Genomic DNA, 21712 nt, shown 5'->3' with positions numbered 1-21712 from the left:
TTTGCGGTGTTTCCTTTAACCGGCTGGCTTAGTTCGGTTACTGCTCTGATGGGTAGCGGACGTTCCAATCAGAGGTCCTGCCGAGTAGAGTAGGCACCTAAGGGCGTTCAAAAGAAGGGATAGGCTGTAGGGAACGTGAGAGGCCCCCTAAGGAGGAGACAGGGCTGGTCGATGATATCTTAGGGGGAGTCAGCGGTTCCATAGTAATGATGAAGGAGCGCCGTTTGAACCCCAAAGGCAACGATGGGGGAGGAAAAAACGCTCTGGAGTGAAGGGAACCAGCCGGGGCGGCAAAGTATCTACATGTTACGGCAAGCAGGCTAATTCATGGTACTTCCACCCAGTATTATAAAAAGGGAGAAAGGAGCATGAAGGTAAATAAACTTGTCGTAAAAAGCGAACAGGACTTGAGAAACTGCTTGGATCTTCTTTATCAAGAAGCTAAAAAGGGAAAACATTTTTACGGGATGCTTGAGTTGCTTCAAAATGATGTTGTCATTTTAGAAGCTATTCGCAATATTAAAAGCAATAAAAAATGAGTCTGTTCGATCACGATTCGATATTCATCTACATTTTATCCGAGCATAATAATGGGAAATATAACCTTGAATATTTCTTAAATAGGGTGAATGTATTTCATAGGGATAAAGGAAAATGCAAAATATGTGCCATATACTTAAATCCCGGTAACTTCCACTGCCATCATATTGACCCGAGTAAACCTTTAAACGAAATCAATAAGACCGTTAATCTAATTAGCTTATGCAACCAATGCCATAAGCTTGTCCATAGCAACCAAGAACCGCCGTTTACAGAACGAAAAATGATCAACAAACTAACCGAATATAGAAACAAGCTGAAAATATAAAAGTTCTGTTCGCTGGAAGAATTGTAGGTACTACTGCCGTGTCATCGCGAGGTGATATGGTGGAGAGATAGCCCAAAGGGGGCTATCGAAGCTGTCCCGGTGGAACGCCGTGTGCGGGGAAACTCGCATGCACGGTGTGGGGTGGGGGAAAAGCCAGAGATTGCATCAAAGGCTTACCTATCACTATCGCTCGAAATCGCTGAAGCGCTCGTGCGAAGCGGCGCGGTCGATATTATCGTCATCGACTCGGTGGCGGCGCTTGTGCCGAAGGCGGAAATTGAAGGGGAGATGGGCGACGCCCATGTCGGCTTGCAAGCGCGGCTTATGTCGCAGGCGCTTCGCAAGCTGTCTGGCGCCATTAACAAATCGAAAACGATCGCCATCTTCATCAACCAAATTCGCGAAAAAGTCGGCGTCATGTTTGGCAATCCGGAAACGACGCCGGGCGGGCGGGCGCTCAAGTTTTACGCTTCCGTCCGCTTAGAGGTGCGCCGCGCCGAGCAAATCAAGCAAGGCAATGATATGGTCGGCAACAAGACGAAAATTAAAGTCGTCAAAAACAAAGTTGCGCCGCCATTTAAAACGGCTGACGTCGACATTATGTACGGTGAAGGCATTTCCCGCGAAGGGGAAATTATCGACATGGCGTCCGAACTTGACATCGTGCAAAAAAGCGGTTCGTGGTATTCGTATAAAGACGAGCGGCTTGGCCAAGGGCGGGAAAACGCAAAGCAATTTTTGAAGGAAAACCCGCACATCGCCGATGAAATCGCCCGCGCCATCCGCCAGCATTACGGCATCGATGTCGAAGAGGGAACGAGCGAACCGCAGCAAGACGGGTTCGGATTGCTTGAAGAATAACAGCACAAGGCGTCCTGGCAAGCTGCCGGGGCGCCTTTTTCCATCCGTTCGGCCTGCCAAGGAGAGCGGTAAGCCTAAAAAGGACGGCGTGCGGAACGGTCTTGTTCCGTTGTCATCCTCTAGGCGCGTCGGTGTAATATCTTGACAATTCCTATTGCCACCTTTACAATGGACATGTATATTTGTCCATACGCGCGGCAGGGCCATATGCCCGCCCGTTGCGGCGGACCGCCTTCGTGCGGAAGGCTGCGCGGGCGATTGCTATGCCAAGCGACTGAGCTAATGGATTGAAAACGGGAATGTCCATCTGCGCCGGTCATGGCGGTGAGAAGAGAGAGCGAAAGGAAACCGAACAGCAAGAGGAGGTGAAACGATGGGTTCGATCATCATCTCCGCTTTGCTTGCCTTAGTCATTGGTGCCGTTGTTGGCTTTTTTGTTCGCAAATCGATTGCCGAAGCGAAAATCGGCGGGGCGAAAGCCGCTGCCGAACAGCTGATTGAGGAGGCGAAACGCGAGGCGGACGCCTTGAAAAAAGAGGCGCTTCTCGAAGCGAAAGACGAGATTCATAAACTGCGTACGGAGGCGGAGCGTGATATCCGCGACCGGAGAAGCGAGCTCCAAAAACAAGAAAACCGCCTGATGCAAAAGGAGGAAAATCTCGACCGCAAAGATGAAGCGCTCAACAAACGTGAGGCGTTGCTTGAGGCAAAGGAAGAAGCGTTGAACGAAAGACAACAGCATATTGAACAAATGGAAAGCAAAGTGGAAGCGCTCGTCAAACAACAACAAGCCGAACTTGAACGCATTTCCGGCCTGACGCGCGACGATGCCCGCCAGCTCATTTTAGAGCGCGTTGAGAAAGAGCTGTCGCATGAGATTGCGATGATGATCAAAGAGGCGGAAACGCGGGCGAAAGAGGAGGCAGACAAACGGGCAAAGGCGATTTTGTCGCTTGCCATCCAACGTTGCGCCGCCGACCATGTCGCCGAAACGACTGTTTCCGTCGTCAATTTGCCAAACGACGAAATGAAAGGGCGGATCATCGGGCGCGAAGGGCGGAACATCCGCACGCTCGAGACGTTGACCGGCATCGATTTGATCATCGACGATACGCCGGAAGCGGTCATTTTGTCCGGATTTGACCCGATTCGCCGCGAGACGGCGCGCATCGCGCTCGATAAGCTTGTGCAAGATGGCCGCATCCATCCAGCGCGCATTGAGGAAATGGTCGAAAAGGCGCGTCGCGAAGTGGATGAGCATATCCGCGAAGTCGGCGAACAGACGACGTTTGAAGTCGGTGTTCATGGCTTGCATCCGGATTTGATCAAAATTTTAGGGCGGCTCAAGTTCCGAACGAGCTACGGACAAAACGTCTTAAAACACTCGGTGGAAGTGGCGTTTTTAGCCGGACTGATGGCGGCCGAGCTTGGGGAGGACGAAATGCTGGCGCGCCGGGCCGGCTTGCTTCATGACATTGGCAAAGCGATCGACCACGAAGTGGAAGGAAGCCATGTGGAAATCGGCGTTGAGCTGGCGACGAAGTATAAAGAACATCCGGTCGTCATCAACAGCATCACTTCCCACCATGGCGATACGGAACCGACGTCGGTCATCGCTGTGCTCGTCGCGGCAGCCGATGCGCTGTCGGCGGCGCGGCCGGGAGCGCGCAGCGAAACGCTGGAAAACTATATCCGTCGTCTAGAGAAGCTTGAAGAAATCGCCGAATCGTACGAAGGCGTCGAAAAATCGTACGCCATTCAAGCCGGGCGTGAAGTGCGCATTATGGTCAAACCAGATATGATCGACGATTTGGAAGCGCACCGGCTGGCGCGTGACATCCGCAAACGGATCGAAGAAGAGCTCGATTACCCGGGCCATATTAAAGTGACGGTCATCCGCGAAACGCGGGCGGTCGAATACGCGAAATAAAGTGGCTATTGCCACTTTCTTTTTTTGTGCGTAAAATAGGAGGGTATAACGATGCGGAGATGGGCGCAAGGCGATATTTTTCGTTTAGAAAGGGATCAAGGATGAGAATTTTATTTATCGGCGACGTCGTCGGTTCGCCGGGGCAAAAAATGGTGGAGCACTATTTGCCAAAGTTGAAGGAAAAACATCGGCCGGACGTCGTTGTGATCAACGGCGAAAACGCCGCCGGCGGGAAAGGAATCACCGAACCGATTTACCGGGCGCTTCTCGCTTTGGGGGCTCATGTGATCACGTTGGGCAACCACGCATGGGACAAACGCGATATTTTTGAGTTTATCGACCAAGCGAAGGCGCTGATCCGCCCGGCCAACTATCCGCCCGGCACGCCGGGAAAAGGCATCGTCTTTGTGCCGACCGAGCATGGCGAAGCGGCGGTCATCAATTTGCAAGGGCGGGCGTTTTTGCCGGCGATTGACTGCCCATTTCAAACAGCAGACGAATTGATCGCCGCCGCCTCCGCGCGCACGCCGGTCATCATCGTCGATTTCCATGCCGAGGCGACGAGCGAAAAACAGGCGATGGGCTGGTACTTAGATGGCCGCGTATCCGCGGTCATCGGCACGCATACACACGTTCAGACGGCTGATAACCGCATTTTGCCAAGAGGGACGGCGTACATTACCGACGTTGGCATGACCGGTCCATACGACGGCATTTTAGGCGTCGATCGAGAGGCGGTGCTGCGCAAATTTCTAACCGGGCTGCCGGTTCGTTTCGGCGTCAAGGAAGGAAGAAGCCAATTGAACGCCGTCTTTGTTGATGTAGACGAAAAAAGCGGACGGGCGTTCCGCATTGAACGGTTGATGATTAACGACGACCACCCTTATTTTGAATAGTCCATCTTTTAAAAATTTTTTAAAATGTGATCCTCCCATGCAGGAATAGTTGTCGAAATAGTGAATATAGTTACTAATGAAGACCTTTTACCGAAATCATTTTCCGAGGAAACGAGGGAGGAGCTAGGAATGGAAATATTAAAAGTTTCAGCAAAATCGAATCCGAACTCTGTAGCTGGTGCACTTGCCGGGGTGCTGCGCGAGCGCGGCGCAGCGGAAATTCAAGCGATCGGCGCAGGTGCATTGAACCAAGCCGTTAAAGCAGTAGCGATCGCACGAGGGTTTGTGGCACCGAGCGGCATGGACTTGATTTGCATTCCGGCGTTTACGGATATTATCATCGACGGGGAAGAGCGGACAGCGATCAAATTGATTGTCGAACCTCGTTAACTGGATGATCAGACAATGGTGACTATAACCTGTTGGCGCCTTCGGCTGCGAAGGCAGGCAGGTTATTTTTGCTTTTTCAAAGGGGGAAACGGAATGATTTTCGATGCACATTGCGATGTGTTGATGAAGTTATGGCAAGATCGGTCTCTGTCGTTTTACGACGGAGCTTCGCTTCACGTCACCCTTTCGGGAATGGCGAAAGCAGGGGTAAAAGTGCAATGCTTTGCCATCTACATACCGGAAACGGTGCCGGAGGAAGCTCGGTTCACTGTTGCGCTGGAGATGGCGGACATCTTCTTTGCCCGCATTGTCGATGCGTTTCCGTCTGTGAAGTTCGTGCGGACGAGACGGGATATCGCCGCCCTTCAAGAAGAGGAAGTCGGCGCCATGTTGACGCTGGAAGGGTGCGACGCCATCGGCGCCAACCTTGTCAAGCTAAAGACGCTCCTCCGCCTCGGCGTCGCTTCCGTAGGGTTGACATGGAACTTCCCGAACGCTGTCGCCGACGGGGCGTGGGAGAAGCGCGGCGCCGGACTGACGGCGTTTGGCCGGCGAGTCGTTGAGCTTCTTAATGAAGCAAAACGATGGGTCGATGTGTCCCACTTATCGGAGAAAGCGTTCTGGGATGTCATCGAGATGGCTCGGTTCCCTATCGCTTCCCATTCCAACGTGCATCGTCTATGCCCACATCCACGCAACTTAACCGACGAGCAAATTAAAGCATTGATCGAAAAAGACGGCATAATTGGCATTAATTTCGTTCCGTATTTTTTGACGGCGAAAAAAAACGAGGCGGTGATCGCCGATGTGCTTCGCCATCTCGACCATATATGCGCGCTCGGAGGGGAAAACAACGTCGGGTTCGGCTCCGACTTCGATGGCATAACGGAGACGGTCGCGGGCCTTGGAACGGTAAGGGAATATGCACGGCTTGTCAACGAGTTGTACAAGCATTACTCCGCCGAGCAAGTATCCCGCTTTTTATTCGGCAACTTCTACGCCCATTTGCCGGAGTGACGAATATCACTGAGTATCGGCTCTGCGTATCCTAGAATAGAAGACAGGGCATCGGCGGTGCCGCCCGAAAAAGGCGTCCAAAATGGTAGTTTCCTTGTCAGAAAAGTGGTACAATAGTAGCGAAAGGCTGGAGTGAATATAAAGGGGTGTAATGCATGATCGAACAGCTGTCATGGAAGGTAGGCGGCCAGCAAGGGGAAGGAATTGAAAGTACAGGGGAAATTTTCTCCACAGCGCTGAACCGCCTCGGATATTACTTATATGGATACCGCCATTTTTCTTCACGCATCAAAGGGGGTCATACGAACAACAAAATTCGCGTCAGCACGAAACCGGTGCGGGCGGTCGCTGATGATTTGGACATCTTGGTGGCGTTCGACCAAGAGACGATCGACTTCAACTTCCACGAGCTGCGTGACGGCGGCATCGTCATTGCGGACGCCAAATTCAATCCGGTGATTCCGGAAGGAAAAGGAGTGGCGCTTTACGCCGTTCCGTTCACCGATATCGCCACACAGCTTGGCAATCCGCTGATGAAAAACATGGTTGCCATCGGCGCGACAAGTGCGGTGCTGGATTTGGACGCCGCCGTGTTCGAAAGTGTTGTCGTTGATACATTTGGGCGCAAAGGGGCTCAAGTCGTTGAGAAAAACATGGAAGCGATTCGCGCTGGAGCGCAATATATGAAAGAGCAGCTCGATGGTTCGACGAAAACGATGAAACTAGCCAAAGCCGACGGCAAACGGCGGATGTTCATGATTGGCAACGATGCCATCGCTTTGGGCGCCATTGCCGGCGGGGCGCGCTTTATGGCCGCCTATCCGATCACCCCAGCTTCGGAGATTATGGAGTATTTGATTAAAAAGCTGCCGGATTTTGGGGGCGCGGTCATCCAAACGGAAGACGAAATTGCGGCTTGTACGATGGCGATCGGCGCCAACTATGCGGGCGTGCGGGCGTTCACCGCTTCCGCCGGACCGGGGCTGTCGCTTATGGCCGAAGCGATTGGACTGGCCGGGATGACGGAAACGCCGCTTGTTGTCGTCGATACGCAACGGGGTGGCCCAAGCACTGGCTTGCCGACGAAGCAAGAACAGTCGGACTTGCTGGCCATGATCTACGGCACGCACGGGGAGATTCCGAAAATCGTCATGGCGCCAAGCACGGTGGAAGAAGCGTTTTACGATATGGCGGAAGCGTTCAACTTAGCCGAGGAATACCAATGCCCGGTCATTTTCTTGTCGGATTTGCAGCTGTCGCTCGGCAAGCAGACGGTTGAGCCGCTTGATTACGATCGGATCGAGATCCGCCGCGGCAAGCTGATGAATGGTGAGTTGCCGCCGCTTCCGGACAAAGACAACTTCAAACGGTATGAAGTCACGCCGGACGGCGTTTCGCCGCGGGTGCTGCCGGGAACAAAATACGGCATTCACCATGTCACTGGGGTCGAGCATGCCGAAACAGGCCGCCCGTCAGAGACGGCGGCAAACCGCCGGGCGCAAATGGAAAAGCGGATGCGCAAACTCGAGCACATCCACTTCCCGACGCCGGTGCACAAACAACTCCGCCACGAAGAACCGGATTTGCTCCTTGTTGGCTTTTTATCGACGCGCGGAGCCATTGAAGAAGCGATGGAGCGGCTCGAGCAAGATGGCGTCAAAGTCAACCATGCGCACATCCGTCTGCTTCATCCGTTCCCGGTTGACGACGTGCGGCCGCTTGTCGAAAAAGCGAAACGAGTCGTCGTCGTCGAACAAAACGCTACCGGGCAACTGGCGAACTTGTTGAAAATGAACGTCGGGCACGCCGACAAAATCGCCAGCGTCTTGAAATTCGACGGCAATCCGTTTTTGCCGGGCGACGTCTATACTAAATGCAAGGAGTTGTTAGCGCAATGGCCACCTTTAAAGATTTCCGCAATGATGTGAAACCGAACTGGTGTCCGGGGTGCGGCGACTTTTCCGTGCAGGCCGCCATTCAGCGCGCGGCCGCCAATCTCGGGTTGGAGCCGCACGAGCTCGCGGTCATTTCCGGGATCGGCTGCTCGGGCCGCATTTCCGGCTACATTCACTCTTACGGCTTTCACGGCACGCACGGCCGCGTTTTGCCGCTGGCGCAAGGAGTGAAAATGGCGAACCGCGATTTGACGGTCATCGCCGCCGGCGGGGATGGCGACGGATTCGCGATCGGCATGGGGCACACGGTTCATGCCATTCGCCGCAACATCGACATCACATACATCGTCATGGACAACCAAATTTACGGGCTGACGAAAGGACAAACATCGCCGCGCAGCGCTGCCGGCTTCCAAACGAAAAGCACGCCGCACGGGTCGATCGAGCCGGCTTTGTCGCCGCTCGAGATCGCGTTAAGCGCCGGAGCGACGTTTGTCGCGCAAGGCTTCTCAAGCGATTTAAAAGAATTGACGAGCTTGATTGAAGAAGGCGTCAAGCATAAAGGCTTTGCGCTCATCAACGTCTTCAGCCCGTGCGTGACGTACAACAAAGTGAATACGTACGAGTGGTTCAAAGAGCGGCTCATCAAGGTGAGCGACATCGAAGGATACGACCCGTCCGACCGGGAGATGGCGATGCAGACGGTCATGAAATACGATGGGCTCGTCACCGGGATCATTTATCAAAACAAAGAACAAAAGTCGTACCAAGAGCTTGTGCCGGGCTACAGCGAGGCGCCGCTTGCCGAGGCGGAGCTGAAAATGAGCAAAGAAAAGTTCGCCGAACTCGTAGCAGAGTTTATGTAAAAGTGGAAACAACTTGCACCCGATGGAGGCTTGCTTCATTGGGTGTTTTTTGTTATCATGATATGTTCCGGCCCTCCGGAACAAACCCCATTGTGTTTCCTTGCCGCTCGCGATATACTATGGTAGTGTGTGGTTGGAAGAAATTTGCCGAGGCGAGGCCGGCTGCACAGGAAACGGCGGCCGCTCGTCCCGGATGATCGAATGATTTTGTGAAGAAAGGAGATTGCTATGAACGAAAAACAACGTTTGGAGCAAACGGGACAAATCAAAACCGAAAGCCATCCAGCGGACAGAAAATCCGCCTTGGACCGGCTGAAAGAAAAAACGACGAAAGACTATGAGAAATATTTCACGAGCGTGTTTCTCCCGCCGAACTTAAAAGAGGCGAAGAAACGCGGCAAAGAGGAAGTCAAGTACGTCAAAGACTTTGCGATTCCTGAAGAGTTTCGCGGCATGGGGCGCGGACGGAAGTTTTACATCCGCACGTATGGCTGTCAAATGAACGAGCACGATACGGAAGTGATGGCCGGCATTTTCATGGCGCTCGGCTATGAGCCGACCGACCGCCCTGAGGATGCAAACGTCATTTTGCTCAACACGTGTGCGATCCGTGAAAACGCGGAAAACAAAGTGTTTGGCGAGCTCGGCTACTTAAAGCCGCTCAAAACGACGAACCCGGACTTATTGCTCGGCGTGTGCGGCTGTATGTCGCAAGAAGAATCGGTTGTCAATAAAATTTTAAAACAATACCAATACGTCGACCTCATTTTCGGCACGCACAACATCCATCGCCTGCCGTACATTTTGCATGAGGCGTACATGTCGAAAGAAATGGTCGTCGAAGTATGGTCGAAAGAGGGCGACGTTGTTGAAAACTTGCCGAAAGTGCGCAAAGGGAAGATTAAAGCATGGGTCAACATCATGTACGGCTGCGACAAGTTTTGCACGTACTGCATCGTTCCGTACACGCGCGGCAAGGAGCGAAGCCGCCGTCCGGAAGACATCATCCAAGAAGTGCGCCAGCTCGCCGCCCAAGGCTATAAAGAAATTACGCTCCTTGGGCAAAACGTCAACGCTTACGGAAAAGATTTCACCGACATCCAGTACGGCCTTGGCGATTTAATGGATGAGCTGCGCAAAATTGACATTGCGCGCATCCGCTTCACAACGAGCCATCCGCGCGACTTTGACGACCGGCTTATCGAAGTGCTCGCCAAACGCGGCAACTTGGTTGAGCATATCCATTTGCCGGTGCAATCAGGCAGCACGGAAATTTTGAAAATGATGGGCCGCAAATATACGCGTGAGGAATATTTAGAGCTCGTCCGCAAAATCAAAGCGGCCATCCCGGACGTGGCCTTGACGACCGACATCATCGTCGGGTTCCCGAACGAAACGGATGAGCAGTTTGAAGAAACGCTGTCGCTCTACCGCGAAGTCGAATTCGATTCGGCGTACACGTTCATTTACTCGCCGCGCGAAGGCACGCCGGCGGCGAAAATGAATGACAACGTGCCGATGGAAGTGAAAAAAGAGCGGCTCAAGCGGCTCAACGACCTTGTTCAAGAAATCGCGGCCAAGAAAATGAAGCAATACGAAGGGCAAGTCGTCGAAGTGCTCGTGGAAGGCGAAAGCAAGACCAATCCGGATGTATTGGCGGGCTATACGCGCAAAAACAAGCTCGTCCACTTTGTCGGCCCAAAATCGCTCATTGGCCAATTGGTCAACGTGCGCATTACGCAGGCGAAAACGTGGACGCTGACGGGCGAGCTAGTCAATGAAGCGATCGAGGTGAACGAACATGGCAAAATATACGCGGGATGATATCTTGGCCCAGGCGAAGCAGCTGGCGAAAATGATCGCCGAAACGGAAGAAGTCGACTTTTTCAAACGAGCGGAAGAAAAAATCCACCAAAACGAAAAAGTGCGCACGTTGATCAACGAGCTGAAATCGCTGCAAAAGCAAGCGGTCAACCTCCAGCATTACGGAAAACATGAAGCGCTGAAACGGGTTGAGGCCAAAATTGACGCCATTTACGAAGAGTTGTCGCAAATCCCGATCGTCAGCGAATTCCAGCAGTCCCAAGCTGATGTGAACGACCTGCTTCAGCTCGTCGCCTCGACCATTTCGAATACGGTGACCGATGAAATTCTCGCTTCGACGGGCGGCGACGTGCTGCGCGGCGAAACCGGCGCCGCGCTTCGCTACAACAAACACGGCGGCTGCCATTGACGGCATGCGATGAACGAACGAGAAAGCGTCCTTCACGGGCGCTTTTTTTATGAAGAATGGCGGACAACGGCGGGTTTCTCTCGAAAACGGCCATTCCCGCCTATAGAGAACAACGGTTTTTGCCGTTTCGATCGGCAATTTTCTTTGTGAAGCCGCATTCTCTATAAAATCACCAGCCTTCAAAAAATGCGCGGCTTTGCGGCGGCAACGAAAAGACAATGAGCGCCGATCATTCGCTTGCGTTTTCGGGCAAGCGTCATCTAGCGTTTAACGGGGCGGCCTCGGGAACGGACGGCGTTGAAAAAGCAGGCACATTGAACGGAACGCGTGCATACAATGAACTATACGGAATAATGATTCATTTGCTGTGCACATTAGCGGAGATGGCGCATAGGATGAAATGAAGATTCATTTGAGGAGGGTTTCGTTCGATGTCTGAATACAGAGAAATTATTACGAAAGCCGTTGTCGGCAAAGGCCGCAAGTTTACACAATCGACCCATACGGTGACGGCGCCGAACCGCCCGTCAAGCATTCTCGGCTGCTGGATCATCAACCACCGCTATGAAGCGAAAAAATGCGATAAAACGGTCGAAATTCACGGCCATTATGACATCAACGTCTGGTATTCGTACAACCACAATACAAAAACCGAAGTCGTCACCGAAACGGTGTCGTATACGGACGTCGTCAAATTAAAATATCGCGACAAAGATCATTTAATCAGCGATGACACCGATGTCATCGTCCGCGTCATCCAGCAGCCGAACTGCCTCGAGTGCACGATTTCGCCAAACGGCAATAAAATCGTTGTCGATGTTGAGCGGGAGTTTGTCGCCGAAGTGATCGGCGAAACGAAGGTGTGCGTTGCCATCAATCCGGAAGGCTGCGGCAAGGACGACGATTTTTGCGACGAGGATGACCTTGATGAAGAATTAGAAGATTTAAGCCCAGATTTGCTGCTTGGCGAAGAAGAATAAAACTAGGAAATTTCTTTCCTAGTTTTTTCTTTTGCCGCTTGTTATAATAGTAGCGCAATCAACGAGCCTTCGGGCCGAAAAGGTTGGGGAGAAGCGATGCCATCGTACACACCGATGATCCAGCAATATTTGCACATTAAAGCGCAATATCCGGACGCGTTTTTATTTTTCCGGCTTGGCGATTTTTACGAACTGTTTTTTGACGACGCCATCAAGGCGGCGCAAGAGCTGGAAATTACGCTGACAAGCCGCGATGGCGGCGGCGATGAACGGGTGCCGATGTGCGGGGTGCCGTACCATTCGGCGCAAGGATATATTGAACAGTTAATCGAAAAGGGATATAAAGTCGCCATCTGCGAACAAGTCGAAGATCCGAAAACGGCCAAAGGCGTCGTTCGCCGCGAAGTTGTGCAACTCATCACCCCAGGGACGCTCATGGAAGGCAAAGGGCTCACCGAGAAGGAAAACCACTACTTGGCGGCGCTCACGCCGTTTGCTGATGGTACATACGGATTGGCTTACGCCGATTTGTCGACCGGCGAGGTCCGGTTGACGCTTCTTTCTTCGTGGGAGGAAGCGGCGAACGAGCTGCACGCCGTTGGAGCGCGGGAGATCATCGTTGCCACAGACAGCGCCGAAGAGTGGGTGCGCGAGCTGAAAGAGCGGTACGGGGCGGCAGTCTCTTATGAGGACGACATATCGCTATGCGACGAATGGAACGGCGTCATCGGCCATGTGGCGCAAGAAAAGCTGCGGACGGCCGTCGCCCGCTTGCTTCATTACCTCGTCCGCACGCAAAAGCGGCGGCTCGATCATTTGCAGCCGGCTGAGTTGTATCAAGTTGACCACTATATGAAAATGGACCGACATTCCAAGCTGCATTTGGAATTGGTCGAAACGGTGCGGTCAAAAGGAAGGAAAGGCTCGCTGTTATGGCTTTTGGATGAAACGGTGACAGCGATGGGTGGGCGGCTCTTAAAACAATGGCTGGACCGGCCGCTCATTGACCGGCGCGAAATCGAACGGCGCCTCGATTTTGTGGAAACGTTGAAAACGAGCTATTTTGAACGGCAGGAGCTGCGCGACAGGCTGCGCGGCGTTTACGACATTGAGCGCCTTGTCGGCCGTGTCTCCTACGGCAACGCCAACGCCCGCGATCTCGTGCAGCTGAAAAAGTCGCTTCTTCAAGTGCCGGCGCTCCGCCAGACGGTCGGCGCGCTGCCGCTCGCTGAAGCGGACAAGCTGTGCGAGCGCCTTGACCCGTGCGAAGAGCTCGTCGATTTGCTCGAGCGCTCGATTCAAGAACAGCCGCCGCTTTCCGTCAAAGAAGGGAACCTCATCAAAGACGGGTATGACAAGCAGCTCGACCGCTACCGCGACGCGAGCCGCAACGGCAAAGCGTGGATCGCTGAACTTGAGGCGAAGGAGCGGGAAGCGACCGGCATCAAATCGCTCAAAGTCGGCTACAACCGAGTGTTTGGCTACTATATTGAAGTGACAAAGCCCAATCTCCCCCTTGTTCCGGAAGGACGTTACGAGCGGAAGCAGACGCTCGCCAACGCCGAGCGCTTTATCACCCCGGAGTTGAAGGAAAAAGAGGCGCTCATTTTGGAGGCGGAAGAAAAAAGCATCGAACTCGAATATGAACTGTTTGTCGCCATTCGCGAGCAGGTGAAGCAATACATCCCGCGCCTGCAGACGTTGGCGAAAGCCATTGCCGAGCTTGACGTGCTTCAATCATTCGCAACGATCAGCGACGAGCATCGCTACGTGCGTCCGCAGTTTTCCACGGAGCGCGTCTTGGTGATTCAAGGCGGCCGCCACCCGGTTGTCGAAAAAGTGCTCGGCGCGCAAATGTACGTGCCGAATGACTGCTACATGAACCGTGAGCGGGAAATGCTGCTCATCACTGGACCGAACATGGCTGGAAAAAGCACGTACATGCGGCAAGTGGCGCTCACCGCCGTCATGGCGCAAATCGGCTGTTTCGTTCCCGCCGAGCGGGCGGTGCTGCCCATTTTTGACCAAGTGTTCACCCGCATCGGCGCTGCTGACGACCTGTCGGCAGGGCAAAGCACGTTTATGGTCGAAATGTTGGAGGCGCGCCACGCCATCGCCCATGCGACGCAAAACAGCCTCATTTTGTTTGATGAAATCGGGCGCGGCACATCGACGTATGACGGTATGGCGCTTGCCCAGGCGATCATTGAGTACATTCACGATCATATCGGCGCGAAAACGCTGTTTAGCACCCACTATCATGAACTCACCGCCTTGGAGCGTTCACTTCCTCGGCTTTCGAACGTCCATGCCCGCGCCATCGAGGAAAACGGCAAAGTCGTCTTTTTGCATCAAATCGCCGACGGGCCGGCTGACCGTAGCTACGGCATTCACGTCGCCGAGCTGGCCGGGCTGCCGGCTTCGCTCATTGAACGTGCGCGGGCCATTTTAGCGGAACTGGAGAAAGCGGCGGGAAAACAGGAAGCCGCCGCAGGCAGGATGGGCGATGGCGCTTTGTCGGAAGCGGTTTTGGCTTTTCAGGGGAACGAAGCGTTAGACGTTGGCCGCGCGGTTGAGCGCGAGAAGGCCTCCCGTCCGTCAGCCGGCGCGGCGCGGGAGGGCGTTTTGGCGGAAGCGGCGTTTGAGCAGCTGAGCATGTTTCCTGACCTTGCCCCAGCGCCTGTGGAGCCGCCTCTTTCAAGCAAAGAGAAAAAGGCGCTCGCGGCGCTGAAAGAGGTCAATTTGCTCGAGATGACGCCGCTTGAGGCGCTCAACAAACTGTATGAACTGCAAAAGCTCCTCAAGTAAAGGAGGGAGGCCCGATGGGACGCATCCGCAAGCTCGATGACCTGCTGGCAAACAAAATCGCCGCCGGCGAGGTCGTTGAGCGGCCGGCTTCGGTCGTCAAGGAGTTGGTGGAAAACGCCATTGATGCCCATAGTACGGTCATCAACATCGAGCTTGAAGAGGCGGGAATGGCGAAAATCCGCGTCATCGACAACGGCGATGGCATGGAGGAAGACGACTGCTTGCTCGCTTTTGAACGCCATGCGACAAGCAAAATTCATGACGAGCACGATTTGTTCCACATCCGCACGCTCGGGTTTCGCGGTGAGGCGCTGCCGAGCATCGCTTCCGTATCCGAAGTGGAGCTGGTCACCGGCACGGGCAGCGGACCGGGAACGAAGCTTGTGCTTCGAGGCGGCGCACTCATCTCCCGAGAGCGGGCGGCGGGGCGCAAAGGGACGGATATTACCGTATCGAACTTGTTTTTCAACACCCCAGCGCGCTTGAAATATATGAAAACGATTCACACCGAGCTCGGCCATGCGGCCGACGTCGTCAACCGGCTTGCGCTCGCCCATCCGGACGTATCGTTTCGCCTTCGCCACCAGGGCAAAACATTGCTTGCCACCAATGGCAGCGGCGATGTCCGGCACGTGCTCGCCGCTATTTACGGCGCCGAGACGGCGAGACAAATGATCCCCATCGAAGCGGAATCGCTCGATTTTACCGTTCGCGGCTACATTTCGCCGCCGGACGTGACGCGCGCCTCGCGCAACTACATCTCGCTTGTTGTCAACGGCCGCTATGTGCGCAGCGTGCCGCTCATGAAAGCGATTGAAGCCGGCTACCATACGCTCTTGCCGATCGGCCGCTATCCGATTGTGTTTTTATCCATTGAAATGGATCCGGTGCTTGTCGATGTCAACGTCCATCCGGCGAAGCTCGAAGTCCGCTTCAGCAAAGAAGTTGAGCTGAATGAGCTCGTGACGGACGCGATCCGCCGGGCGTTTCGCGAGCGGACGATTATTCCGTCCGTATCTGCCGACAGCAAGATGGCAAGACCAAAGGCGGAGCAGGCGGCTTGGACGTTCACTCATCGCGTCCGAGAGCCGTCTGTCTTATTCAGCGGCATCGGCGGCGGGGAAGATGCGACCGCCCCTCTTGCGCCGCTAACCGGTGACGCACCGGCTGAGCGGCCATCCGCGGCTGTGCAAACGGATGAATGTGGAATACCGGACGAACATGGGTCCGCTTCCGAGCGAAAGCAGGAGGAAGAGGTGGGAGAAGAACGGCGTGCCCTCCGCTTGCCGATAGATGGGCAAGCGGCGGATAAACCGGCGGCCGATCGCCTGCCGCCGCTTTATCCGATCGGACAATTGCATGGGACGTACATTTTGGCGGAGAACGAACATGGGCTGTATATGATCGATCAGCATGCGGCTCAAGAGCGGATCAACTATGAATATTTCCGGGAAAAACTCGGCGAAGTCACGAAGGAAGTGCAGGAGCTGCTCGTTCCGTTGATGTTTGAATATCCAGCCGACGAGTACGAGCGGATCGCCGCTTGCCGTGATGAGCTGGCGCGCTGCGGCGTGTTTCTTGAACCGTTTGGGCCGCGGGCGTTTCTCGTTCGCTCCCATCCGACGTGGTTTCCGAAAGGGAGAGAAAAGGAAATCATCGAGGAAATGATCGAACAAGTGCTGGCGGCGAAAACGGTCGACATCAAGCAATTGCGCGAACAAGCGGCTATCTTAATGAGTTGCAAGCGCGCCATTAAAGCAAACCAACATTTGCGCCAGGATGAACTGTTCGCTTTGCTTGAGGCGCTGCGGCAGACGACGGACCCATTTACTTGTCCGCACGGCCGGCCGATCATCGTTCATTTTTCGACATATGAAATTGAAAAACTATTTAAACGGGTGATGTAGCCTGCGCCCCCTTTGTGTGACAAAGGGGGTTTTGTAATCATTTTGTAATCGACTTTTATTCTTTCTGTTACAGACGGATTGTTTTGATTTTACTATAATGGCTCATGTGCAGGCATACATGGTGAATTTTGTAGAGTGATAGCGAATTTTGTATAAACATGGATACATAAAGATGGATACATCGACGTCATAGGGGGATGCAGCATGAAAAAAACAGTGGTATTGACAAGCACGTTGATCGGTTCCTTGTTGGCCGGCCACGCGGCATCGGCGGCGAGCTATACGGTGCAAAAAGGCGATACGCTTTGGAAGATTGCTCGGCAATCCGGCATGACGGTCGCAGCGTTAAAGCAAGAAAACGATTTGTCTTCGGATTTGATTTTTCCCGGACAAGTATTGCGCGTCAATGAGCCAAATGAATCGAACGAAACTTCTTCGAATACATATACGGTCGAGCCTGGTGATACGTTAAGCGGAATCGCCCGCAAGTTTGGCACGACTGTGGATGCGCTGCTCAAGCTCAATCCAAGCATTACGAACCTAGACTTCATTCGCGCGGGGCAGAAGTTGCAAGTAGCAGGGGGACAGGAACGTTCCAATACATACAATGTGCAGCCGACAGCCGTGCTGACAAGCGGCCGGTACATCGTGCAGGCGGGGGATACGCTTTTGGGAATTGCGAACAAGTTTCAGACGACGGTCGACCGTCTATTGGTGCTGAATCCGCAAATTACAAACCCGAACATGATTCGCGTCGGTCAAGCCATTAAAGTGGCGGGTGGAGCGGTTGGCATCCAAAAGGCCGATCAACAAGTCTCGGCCGTCAACTCGGCCGTCGCCGAAACGTCCGCATCGCTTGCCGACCGAATCATCGATATTGCGGAAAAATATTTAGGGGCGCGTTATTTGTACGGAGCAAGCCCGTCGCGCACCGATGTGTTTGACTGCTCATCGTTTACGATGCGCGTCTTCAGCGAAGCCGGCATTTCGTTGCCGCGCACATCCACCGCTCAGGCGCAAGTGGGAAGAACGGTGTCGTTTGGCCAGTTGCAAAAAGGCGATCTCGTCTTTTTTGACACCGATTCAAACGGGACGATCAACCATGTCGGCATTTACGCTGGCAACGGGCAAATGATCAACGCGACCGTTTCGTTGGGCGTTGCGTATTCGTCGCTCACTTCATCGTATTGGAAAACGCGGTATGTGAAAGCGGTTCGGGTCATCAACTAAATGAAAGACGATCAACACAGCTGTTCGCGAAGCCTTAGGCGCTTCGGTGAACAGCTTTTTTGTTGTTCGTGAGAGTGAAAGCCGAATCCAAAAAAGATGCAGGATGATGCCGCGGAAAACGTGTTAGCGGTTTTGAGGCTTTCTGCTTTTAAGGCGACAAAAAACAGCAACAAGTACAAATAGTCCGGCTTTCGGGCGCGTATCATTTGGTGCCATGGTGATTCATCATGTAAAATAAGATATTCATAGGTGATCAAAAAGGAGGGCATTGGTATGAACAGCCGTCTGTCCGTGATGGTGAGCATTGTCTTGGCCATGCTTGTCGCCTCGATGGATACGACGATCATGAACACGACGATGCCGATTATCGCCAAAGAGCTCGGGGACTTTTCTCTTTATGCGTGGACATTTGCGTCGTATATGATTACGACAACCGTCCTGTCGCCGATTGCCGGCCGTCTGTCCGATCTGTTTGGCCGCAAAAACGTATTCAGCTTTGGCATCATTTTATTTTTGATCGGCTCGCTTCTTTGCGGCTTGTCGCAAAACATGGTGCAACTCGTTGTGTTCCGCGCCGTACAAGGGGTCGGTGCCGGGTTTATGATGCCGTTTCCGGCCATTATTGCCGGCGATTTGTTTCCGGTGGAAAAGCGCGGAAAGATCCAGGCGTTTTTTACCGCCATGTGGGGCATTTCCGCCGTCTTGGCGCCGCTTTTAGGCTCGCTGTTTGTCGAATACGCGACATGGCGCTGGATTTTTTATGTCAACATTCCCATTTGCCTGCTCTCGCTTGTGACGTTGCTTCCATATAAAGAAGTATATGAACCGAAGCGGGCGGCGGTCGATTACATGGGGGCTGCGTTGTTTGCGGCGGCGGTCAGTTTGCTTTTGCTCGTCACCGTCGTTGCGCGGGGGCAATGGTGGTACGGGGCGGCCGGCGCGCTCTTGTTTGTTGCGTTTTACTTTTTCGAAAAACGGCAGCCGTCTCCGCTCGTGCCGCTGTCGCTTGTCCACCACCGGACGCTCAAATGGATGAACATTAACGGCTTTGTCAGCTGCGTTGCGCTGTTTGGGACGTCAAGCTACATCCCGCTCTTTTTGCAAAACGTCGCCCATTTGTCCGTATTTATAAGCGGCGTCGCCTTGCTTGGCTCGTCCGTTGGCTGGATGATCGCCGCCGTGCCGGCCGGGAAATGGATTTTGCGCTATGGATATCGGCCGCTTCTCATCATCGGCAATGTGCTGTTGGTTGCGTCCGGCTTGCTTCTTGCGCTGCTCAACGAAAGCCACGGATTTTGGTACGTTTTCTTCGTTATGTTTGTCCAAGGACTGTCGTTCGGGTTGACGTCGACCGTTGGGGTCATTGGCTCGCAGCAGCTTGCCGACGCTCATGAAAAAGGAATTGCGACGTCCTTTTTTATGTTTTGCCGCAATATCGGCACGGCGATCGGCGTGACAGTCATGGGAGCGTTTTTGACGAAGGCGCCGACGTTTATGGCCGGCATCCATCATTTGTTTTTATTCGGCCTCATTGGCAGCATTGTGGCGCTTGTCACTTCGCTTTTCATTCAGGATGAAGCCGAAGCCGGCCGAAACACGTGGCAGCCGGAAGGAACGGCGTAAGGCGGGGAAGCGGCATCGGTGCGGACTGTCTGCCTCAAAAAATGCTAAACATTGGCTGCTATCGTCCGATATTATAGATGGGACAACATTATTGATTCACAAACGGGGGACTTGCCAATGAACATGAAAATGACCGTGCGCAAAAAACTGCTGGCTGGCTTCGGCCTCGTCTACGTGTTGATCGCATTGCTAGTCGGGTTTTCTTATTACGAGATTTCGACCCTTGACCGTACATACACCGGTGTGATCGACAAACGGGTGACGAAACTTGTCAATGCCAAAGAGCTTGAAGTATTGATCCGCCGCGAAGTCGGCAGTATGCGCGGCTATTTGTTGACCGGCGATGAGACGTCAAGAGAAAACTTTGAAAAAGCGCATGAGGAGTACAAGCAAATGAGCGAAAAGCTTGCGGCGGAGCTGGCGCGGGAAGAAACGAAACAGCTGCTTGCCGAGCTCGATTTGCTTGAACAGCAGTTTTACGAACTTGGACAAAAAACGTTCGACTTAAAATCGCAAAACAAACCGGAGCAGTATATCGCCCTTGTGACCACGACTGGGCGCGACGTAACGACCCAATTTGATGAAAAAGTGCATCAATTGGTCGCTCTCCAGCAGAGGGAAATGAGGGAGGCAAATGATGATGCGAGCGCATCGGCGGCCGCGGTCCAGCGGTTGCTCATCATCGTCGGCTTGTTGACGGCGGCGGCTGGAGCGGCCGTCAGCTATTACATCAGCCGTTCGCTTTCTCGCCCGTTGCTTGCGCTGTCGGAAGCAGCGAAGCGGATCGCCGCCGGCGATTTGACAGAAACAAAAACCGGCGTCCGCAACCGCGATGAAATTGGCGAGCTCGCCGCTTCGTTTGAGCAAATGGCGAAAAACTTGCGCGAAGTGCTCCAGGAAATGGCGCAAAACGCCGAGCAAGTCGCCGCTTCGTCGGAGGAGCTGGCGGCGAGCGCCGAACAGACGAGCAAGGCGACCGAGCAAATCGCCATGACGATCCAAGGCGTTGCTTCCGGCATGGACAAGCAAATGCAAAGCGTTGAAGAAACGTCCGCCGCCGTCGATTCAATGTCCGAGAGAATCGAGCAAATTTCCGGGCGGGCGCAAAGCGTGTCCTCCATCGCCGCTGATGCGTCAAAACAAGCGGCTGAGGGCGGGCAAACGATCGAGGCGGGCGTCGCGCAAATGAACAAAGTGAACGATACGGTCGAGCGGCTGGCTGACCTCATTAAAGGGCTTGGCCACCGTTCCGAGCAAATCGGCTCGATCATCGAAGCGATCCGCAGCATCGCGGCGCAGACAAACTTGCTCGCCTTAAACGCCGCCATTGAGGCGGCGCGCGCCGGCGAGCACGGGCGCGGCTTTGCCGTCGTCGCTGACGAAGTGCGGAAGCTCGCCGAGCAATCGGCCCAATCGGCCCAGCAAATCGCGGAATTGATTGCTGCCATTCAAGAAGAAACGGCCCATGCCGTCCAATCGATGGAGTCGGTCGTCAACGAAGTGACGGCCGGAACGAACGTCATTCGCGCCTCGGGAGAAATGTTCGCCCGCATTCGCGCCGCCGTGGACGAAGTCGCGGCGCAAATCCGCGACGTATCCACCGCGGTCAGCGACATGGCCTCTTCTTCGGAGCAAATTGTGCGCTCCGTCCGGCTTGTCGCCGACGTGGCCGAGTCAACATCGGCCGGTGCGCAGGAGGTGTCGGCGGCGACCGAGGAACAGCTGGCCTCGATGGAGGAAATTTCAGCTTCGGCCGCGTCGCTCTCGAAGATGGCGGACGATTTGCAGGCGATTGTCAACAAGTTTTCATTATGATGAGCGCCTTTTATCATCTCCCGCCTCGAAGCGTGAGCGTAGGTGGGAGAGCGTTCAATGGTCATGGGGAAAGGGAACAAGGCAATTTTTCGCGTTGCCATGTATAAAACGGTCTGCGGATGGCGAAAACGTATGAAAGAAATGGGTTCATGCGTTGCCGTTTTGATCATAGTTCCGAAAAAAGACTCCCGCTTCAAGCGCGTGAAGGGCGCAGCCCAGCGATAAGCGGAAGATGAATATTGGTTGGCGTCAGCCAAAATACATGATAAAATCAAGGTATATCATGTTCTTTGTGAACTGGATATAGGGGTTGCATGGAGAAAATCAAGCAAAGCCTTCCATGCGTAAAAGATCCAAGGCGCGAAAGAACTCCGAATCGTCGGATGCCTAGGG

The 21712-nt window shown here is 53.8% G+C and carries 15 protein-coding genes and 1 pseudogene; all 16 read left to right on the top strand.

All coding sequences use genetic code 11. The features are described 5' to 3' along the window. Positions 1 to 368 precede the first annotated feature (368 nt). Positions 369 to 539 carry a hypothetical protein gene (locus tag BRO54_RS19850; RefSeq protein WP_161496654.1) on the top strand — a complete coding sequence of 57 codons (171 nt, stop codon included), beginning with the start codon at positions 369 to 371 and terminating at the stop codon, positions 537 to 539. Between the two features lie 515 nt (positions 540 to 1054). Continuing rightward, positions 1055 to 1729 (top strand): annotated as a pseudogene (gene recA / locus BRO54_RS12055) (recombinase RecA); the annotation flags it as partial. A gap of 373 nt (positions 1730 to 2102) precedes the next feature. Further along, on the top strand, positions 2103 to 3659 hold the full coding sequence (gene rny / locus BRO54_RS12050) for a ribonuclease Y (protein ID WP_074044090.1): 1557 nt from the start codon (positions 2103 to 2105) through the stop codon (positions 3657 to 3659). 101 nt (positions 3660 to 3760) lie between these two features. Beyond that, complete coding sequence (locus tag BRO54_RS12045) at positions 3761 to 4555, top strand: TIGR00282 family metallophosphoesterase (protein WP_074044089.1); 795 nt, start codon at positions 3761 to 3763, stop codon at positions 4553 to 4555. Between the two features lie 129 nt (positions 4556 to 4684). After that, positions 4685 to 4945 carry a stage V sporulation protein SpoVS gene (gene spoVS / locus BRO54_RS12040; protein WP_003251598.1) on the top strand — a complete coding sequence of 87 codons (261 nt, stop codon included), beginning with the start codon at positions 4685 to 4687 and terminating at the stop codon, positions 4943 to 4945. 93 nt (positions 4946 to 5038) lie between these two features. Further along, positions 5039 to 5962: a dipeptidase gene (locus BRO54_RS12035; protein WP_074044088.1), complete on the top strand. Its 924-nt coding sequence runs from the start codon at positions 5039 to 5041 to the stop codon at positions 5960 to 5962. A gap of 155 nt (positions 5963 to 6117) precedes the next feature. Then, positions 6118 to 7890, top strand: a complete 1773-nt coding sequence (locus tag BRO54_RS12030) for a 2-oxoacid:acceptor oxidoreductase subunit alpha (RefSeq protein WP_074044087.1) — start codon at positions 6118 to 6120, stop codon at positions 7888 to 7890. Beyond that, complete coding sequence (locus BRO54_RS12025; RefSeq protein WP_011230801.1) at positions 7857 to 8723, top strand: 2-oxoacid:ferredoxin oxidoreductase subunit beta; 867 nt, start codon at positions 7857 to 7859, stop codon at positions 8721 to 8723. Before BRO54_RS12030 ends, BRO54_RS12025 begins: the two co-directional genes overlap by 34 nt. A gap of 228 nt (positions 8724 to 8951) precedes the next feature. Further along, positions 8952 to 10547 carry a tRNA (N6-isopentenyl adenosine(37)-C2)-methylthiotransferase MiaB gene (miaB, locus tag BRO54_RS12020; RefSeq protein WP_074044086.1) on the top strand — a complete coding sequence of 532 codons (1596 nt, stop codon included), beginning with the start codon at positions 8952 to 8954 and terminating at the stop codon, positions 10545 to 10547. Further along, positions 10525 to 10956: a YlbF/YmcA family competence regulator gene (locus BRO54_RS12015; RefSeq protein WP_074044085.1), complete on the top strand. Its 432-nt coding sequence runs from the start codon at positions 10525 to 10527 to the stop codon at positions 10954 to 10956. Before miaB ends, BRO54_RS12015 begins: the two co-directional genes overlap by 23 nt. Before the next feature lie 431 nt (positions 10957 to 11387). Continuing rightward, a complete protein-coding gene (locus BRO54_RS12005) occupies positions 11388 to 11936 on the top strand; it encodes an outer spore coat protein CotE (RefSeq protein WP_015374452.1) in 549 nt (182 codons plus the stop codon). A gap of 96 nt (positions 11937 to 12032) precedes the next feature. Then, a complete protein-coding gene (mutS, locus tag BRO54_RS12000; protein ID WP_074044083.1) occupies positions 12033 to 14744 on the top strand; it encodes a DNA mismatch repair protein MutS in 2712 nt (903 codons plus the stop codon). A gap of 14 nt (positions 14745 to 14758) precedes the next feature. Beyond that, the gene (gene mutL / locus BRO54_RS11995; RefSeq protein ID WP_074044082.1) at positions 14759 to 16651 is read left to right on the top strand and encodes a DNA mismatch repair endonuclease MutL; all 1893 of its coding nucleotides are present in this window, start codon (positions 14759 to 14761) and stop codon (positions 16649 to 16651) included. A gap of 204 nt (positions 16652 to 16855) precedes the next feature. Further along, positions 16856 to 17881, top strand: a complete 1026-nt coding sequence (locus BRO54_RS11990) for a C40 family peptidase (protein ID WP_074044081.1) — start codon at positions 16856 to 16858, stop codon at positions 17879 to 17881. Between the two features lie 273 nt (positions 17882 to 18154). Beyond that, the gene (locus BRO54_RS11980) at positions 18155 to 19504 is read left to right on the top strand and encodes an MDR family MFS transporter (RefSeq protein WP_074044080.1); all 1350 of its coding nucleotides are present in this window, start codon (positions 18155 to 18157) and stop codon (positions 19502 to 19504) included. Between the two features lie 117 nt (positions 19505 to 19621). Further along, entirely contained in the window at positions 19622 to 21319 is a 1698-nt protein-coding gene (locus BRO54_RS11975; RefSeq protein WP_074044079.1) for a methyl-accepting chemotaxis protein, read from the top strand. Positions 21320 to 21712 lie beyond the last annotated feature (393 nt).

Source organism: Geobacillus proteiniphilus (assembly GCF_001908025.1).
GTDB classification, from domain to species: domain Bacteria; phylum Bacillota; class Bacilli; order Bacillales; family Anoxybacillaceae; genus Geobacillus; species Geobacillus proteiniphilus.
The sequence above is the reverse complement of the archived record's forward strand: the minus strand, read 5'-3'. Positions and strand labels throughout refer to the sequence as shown.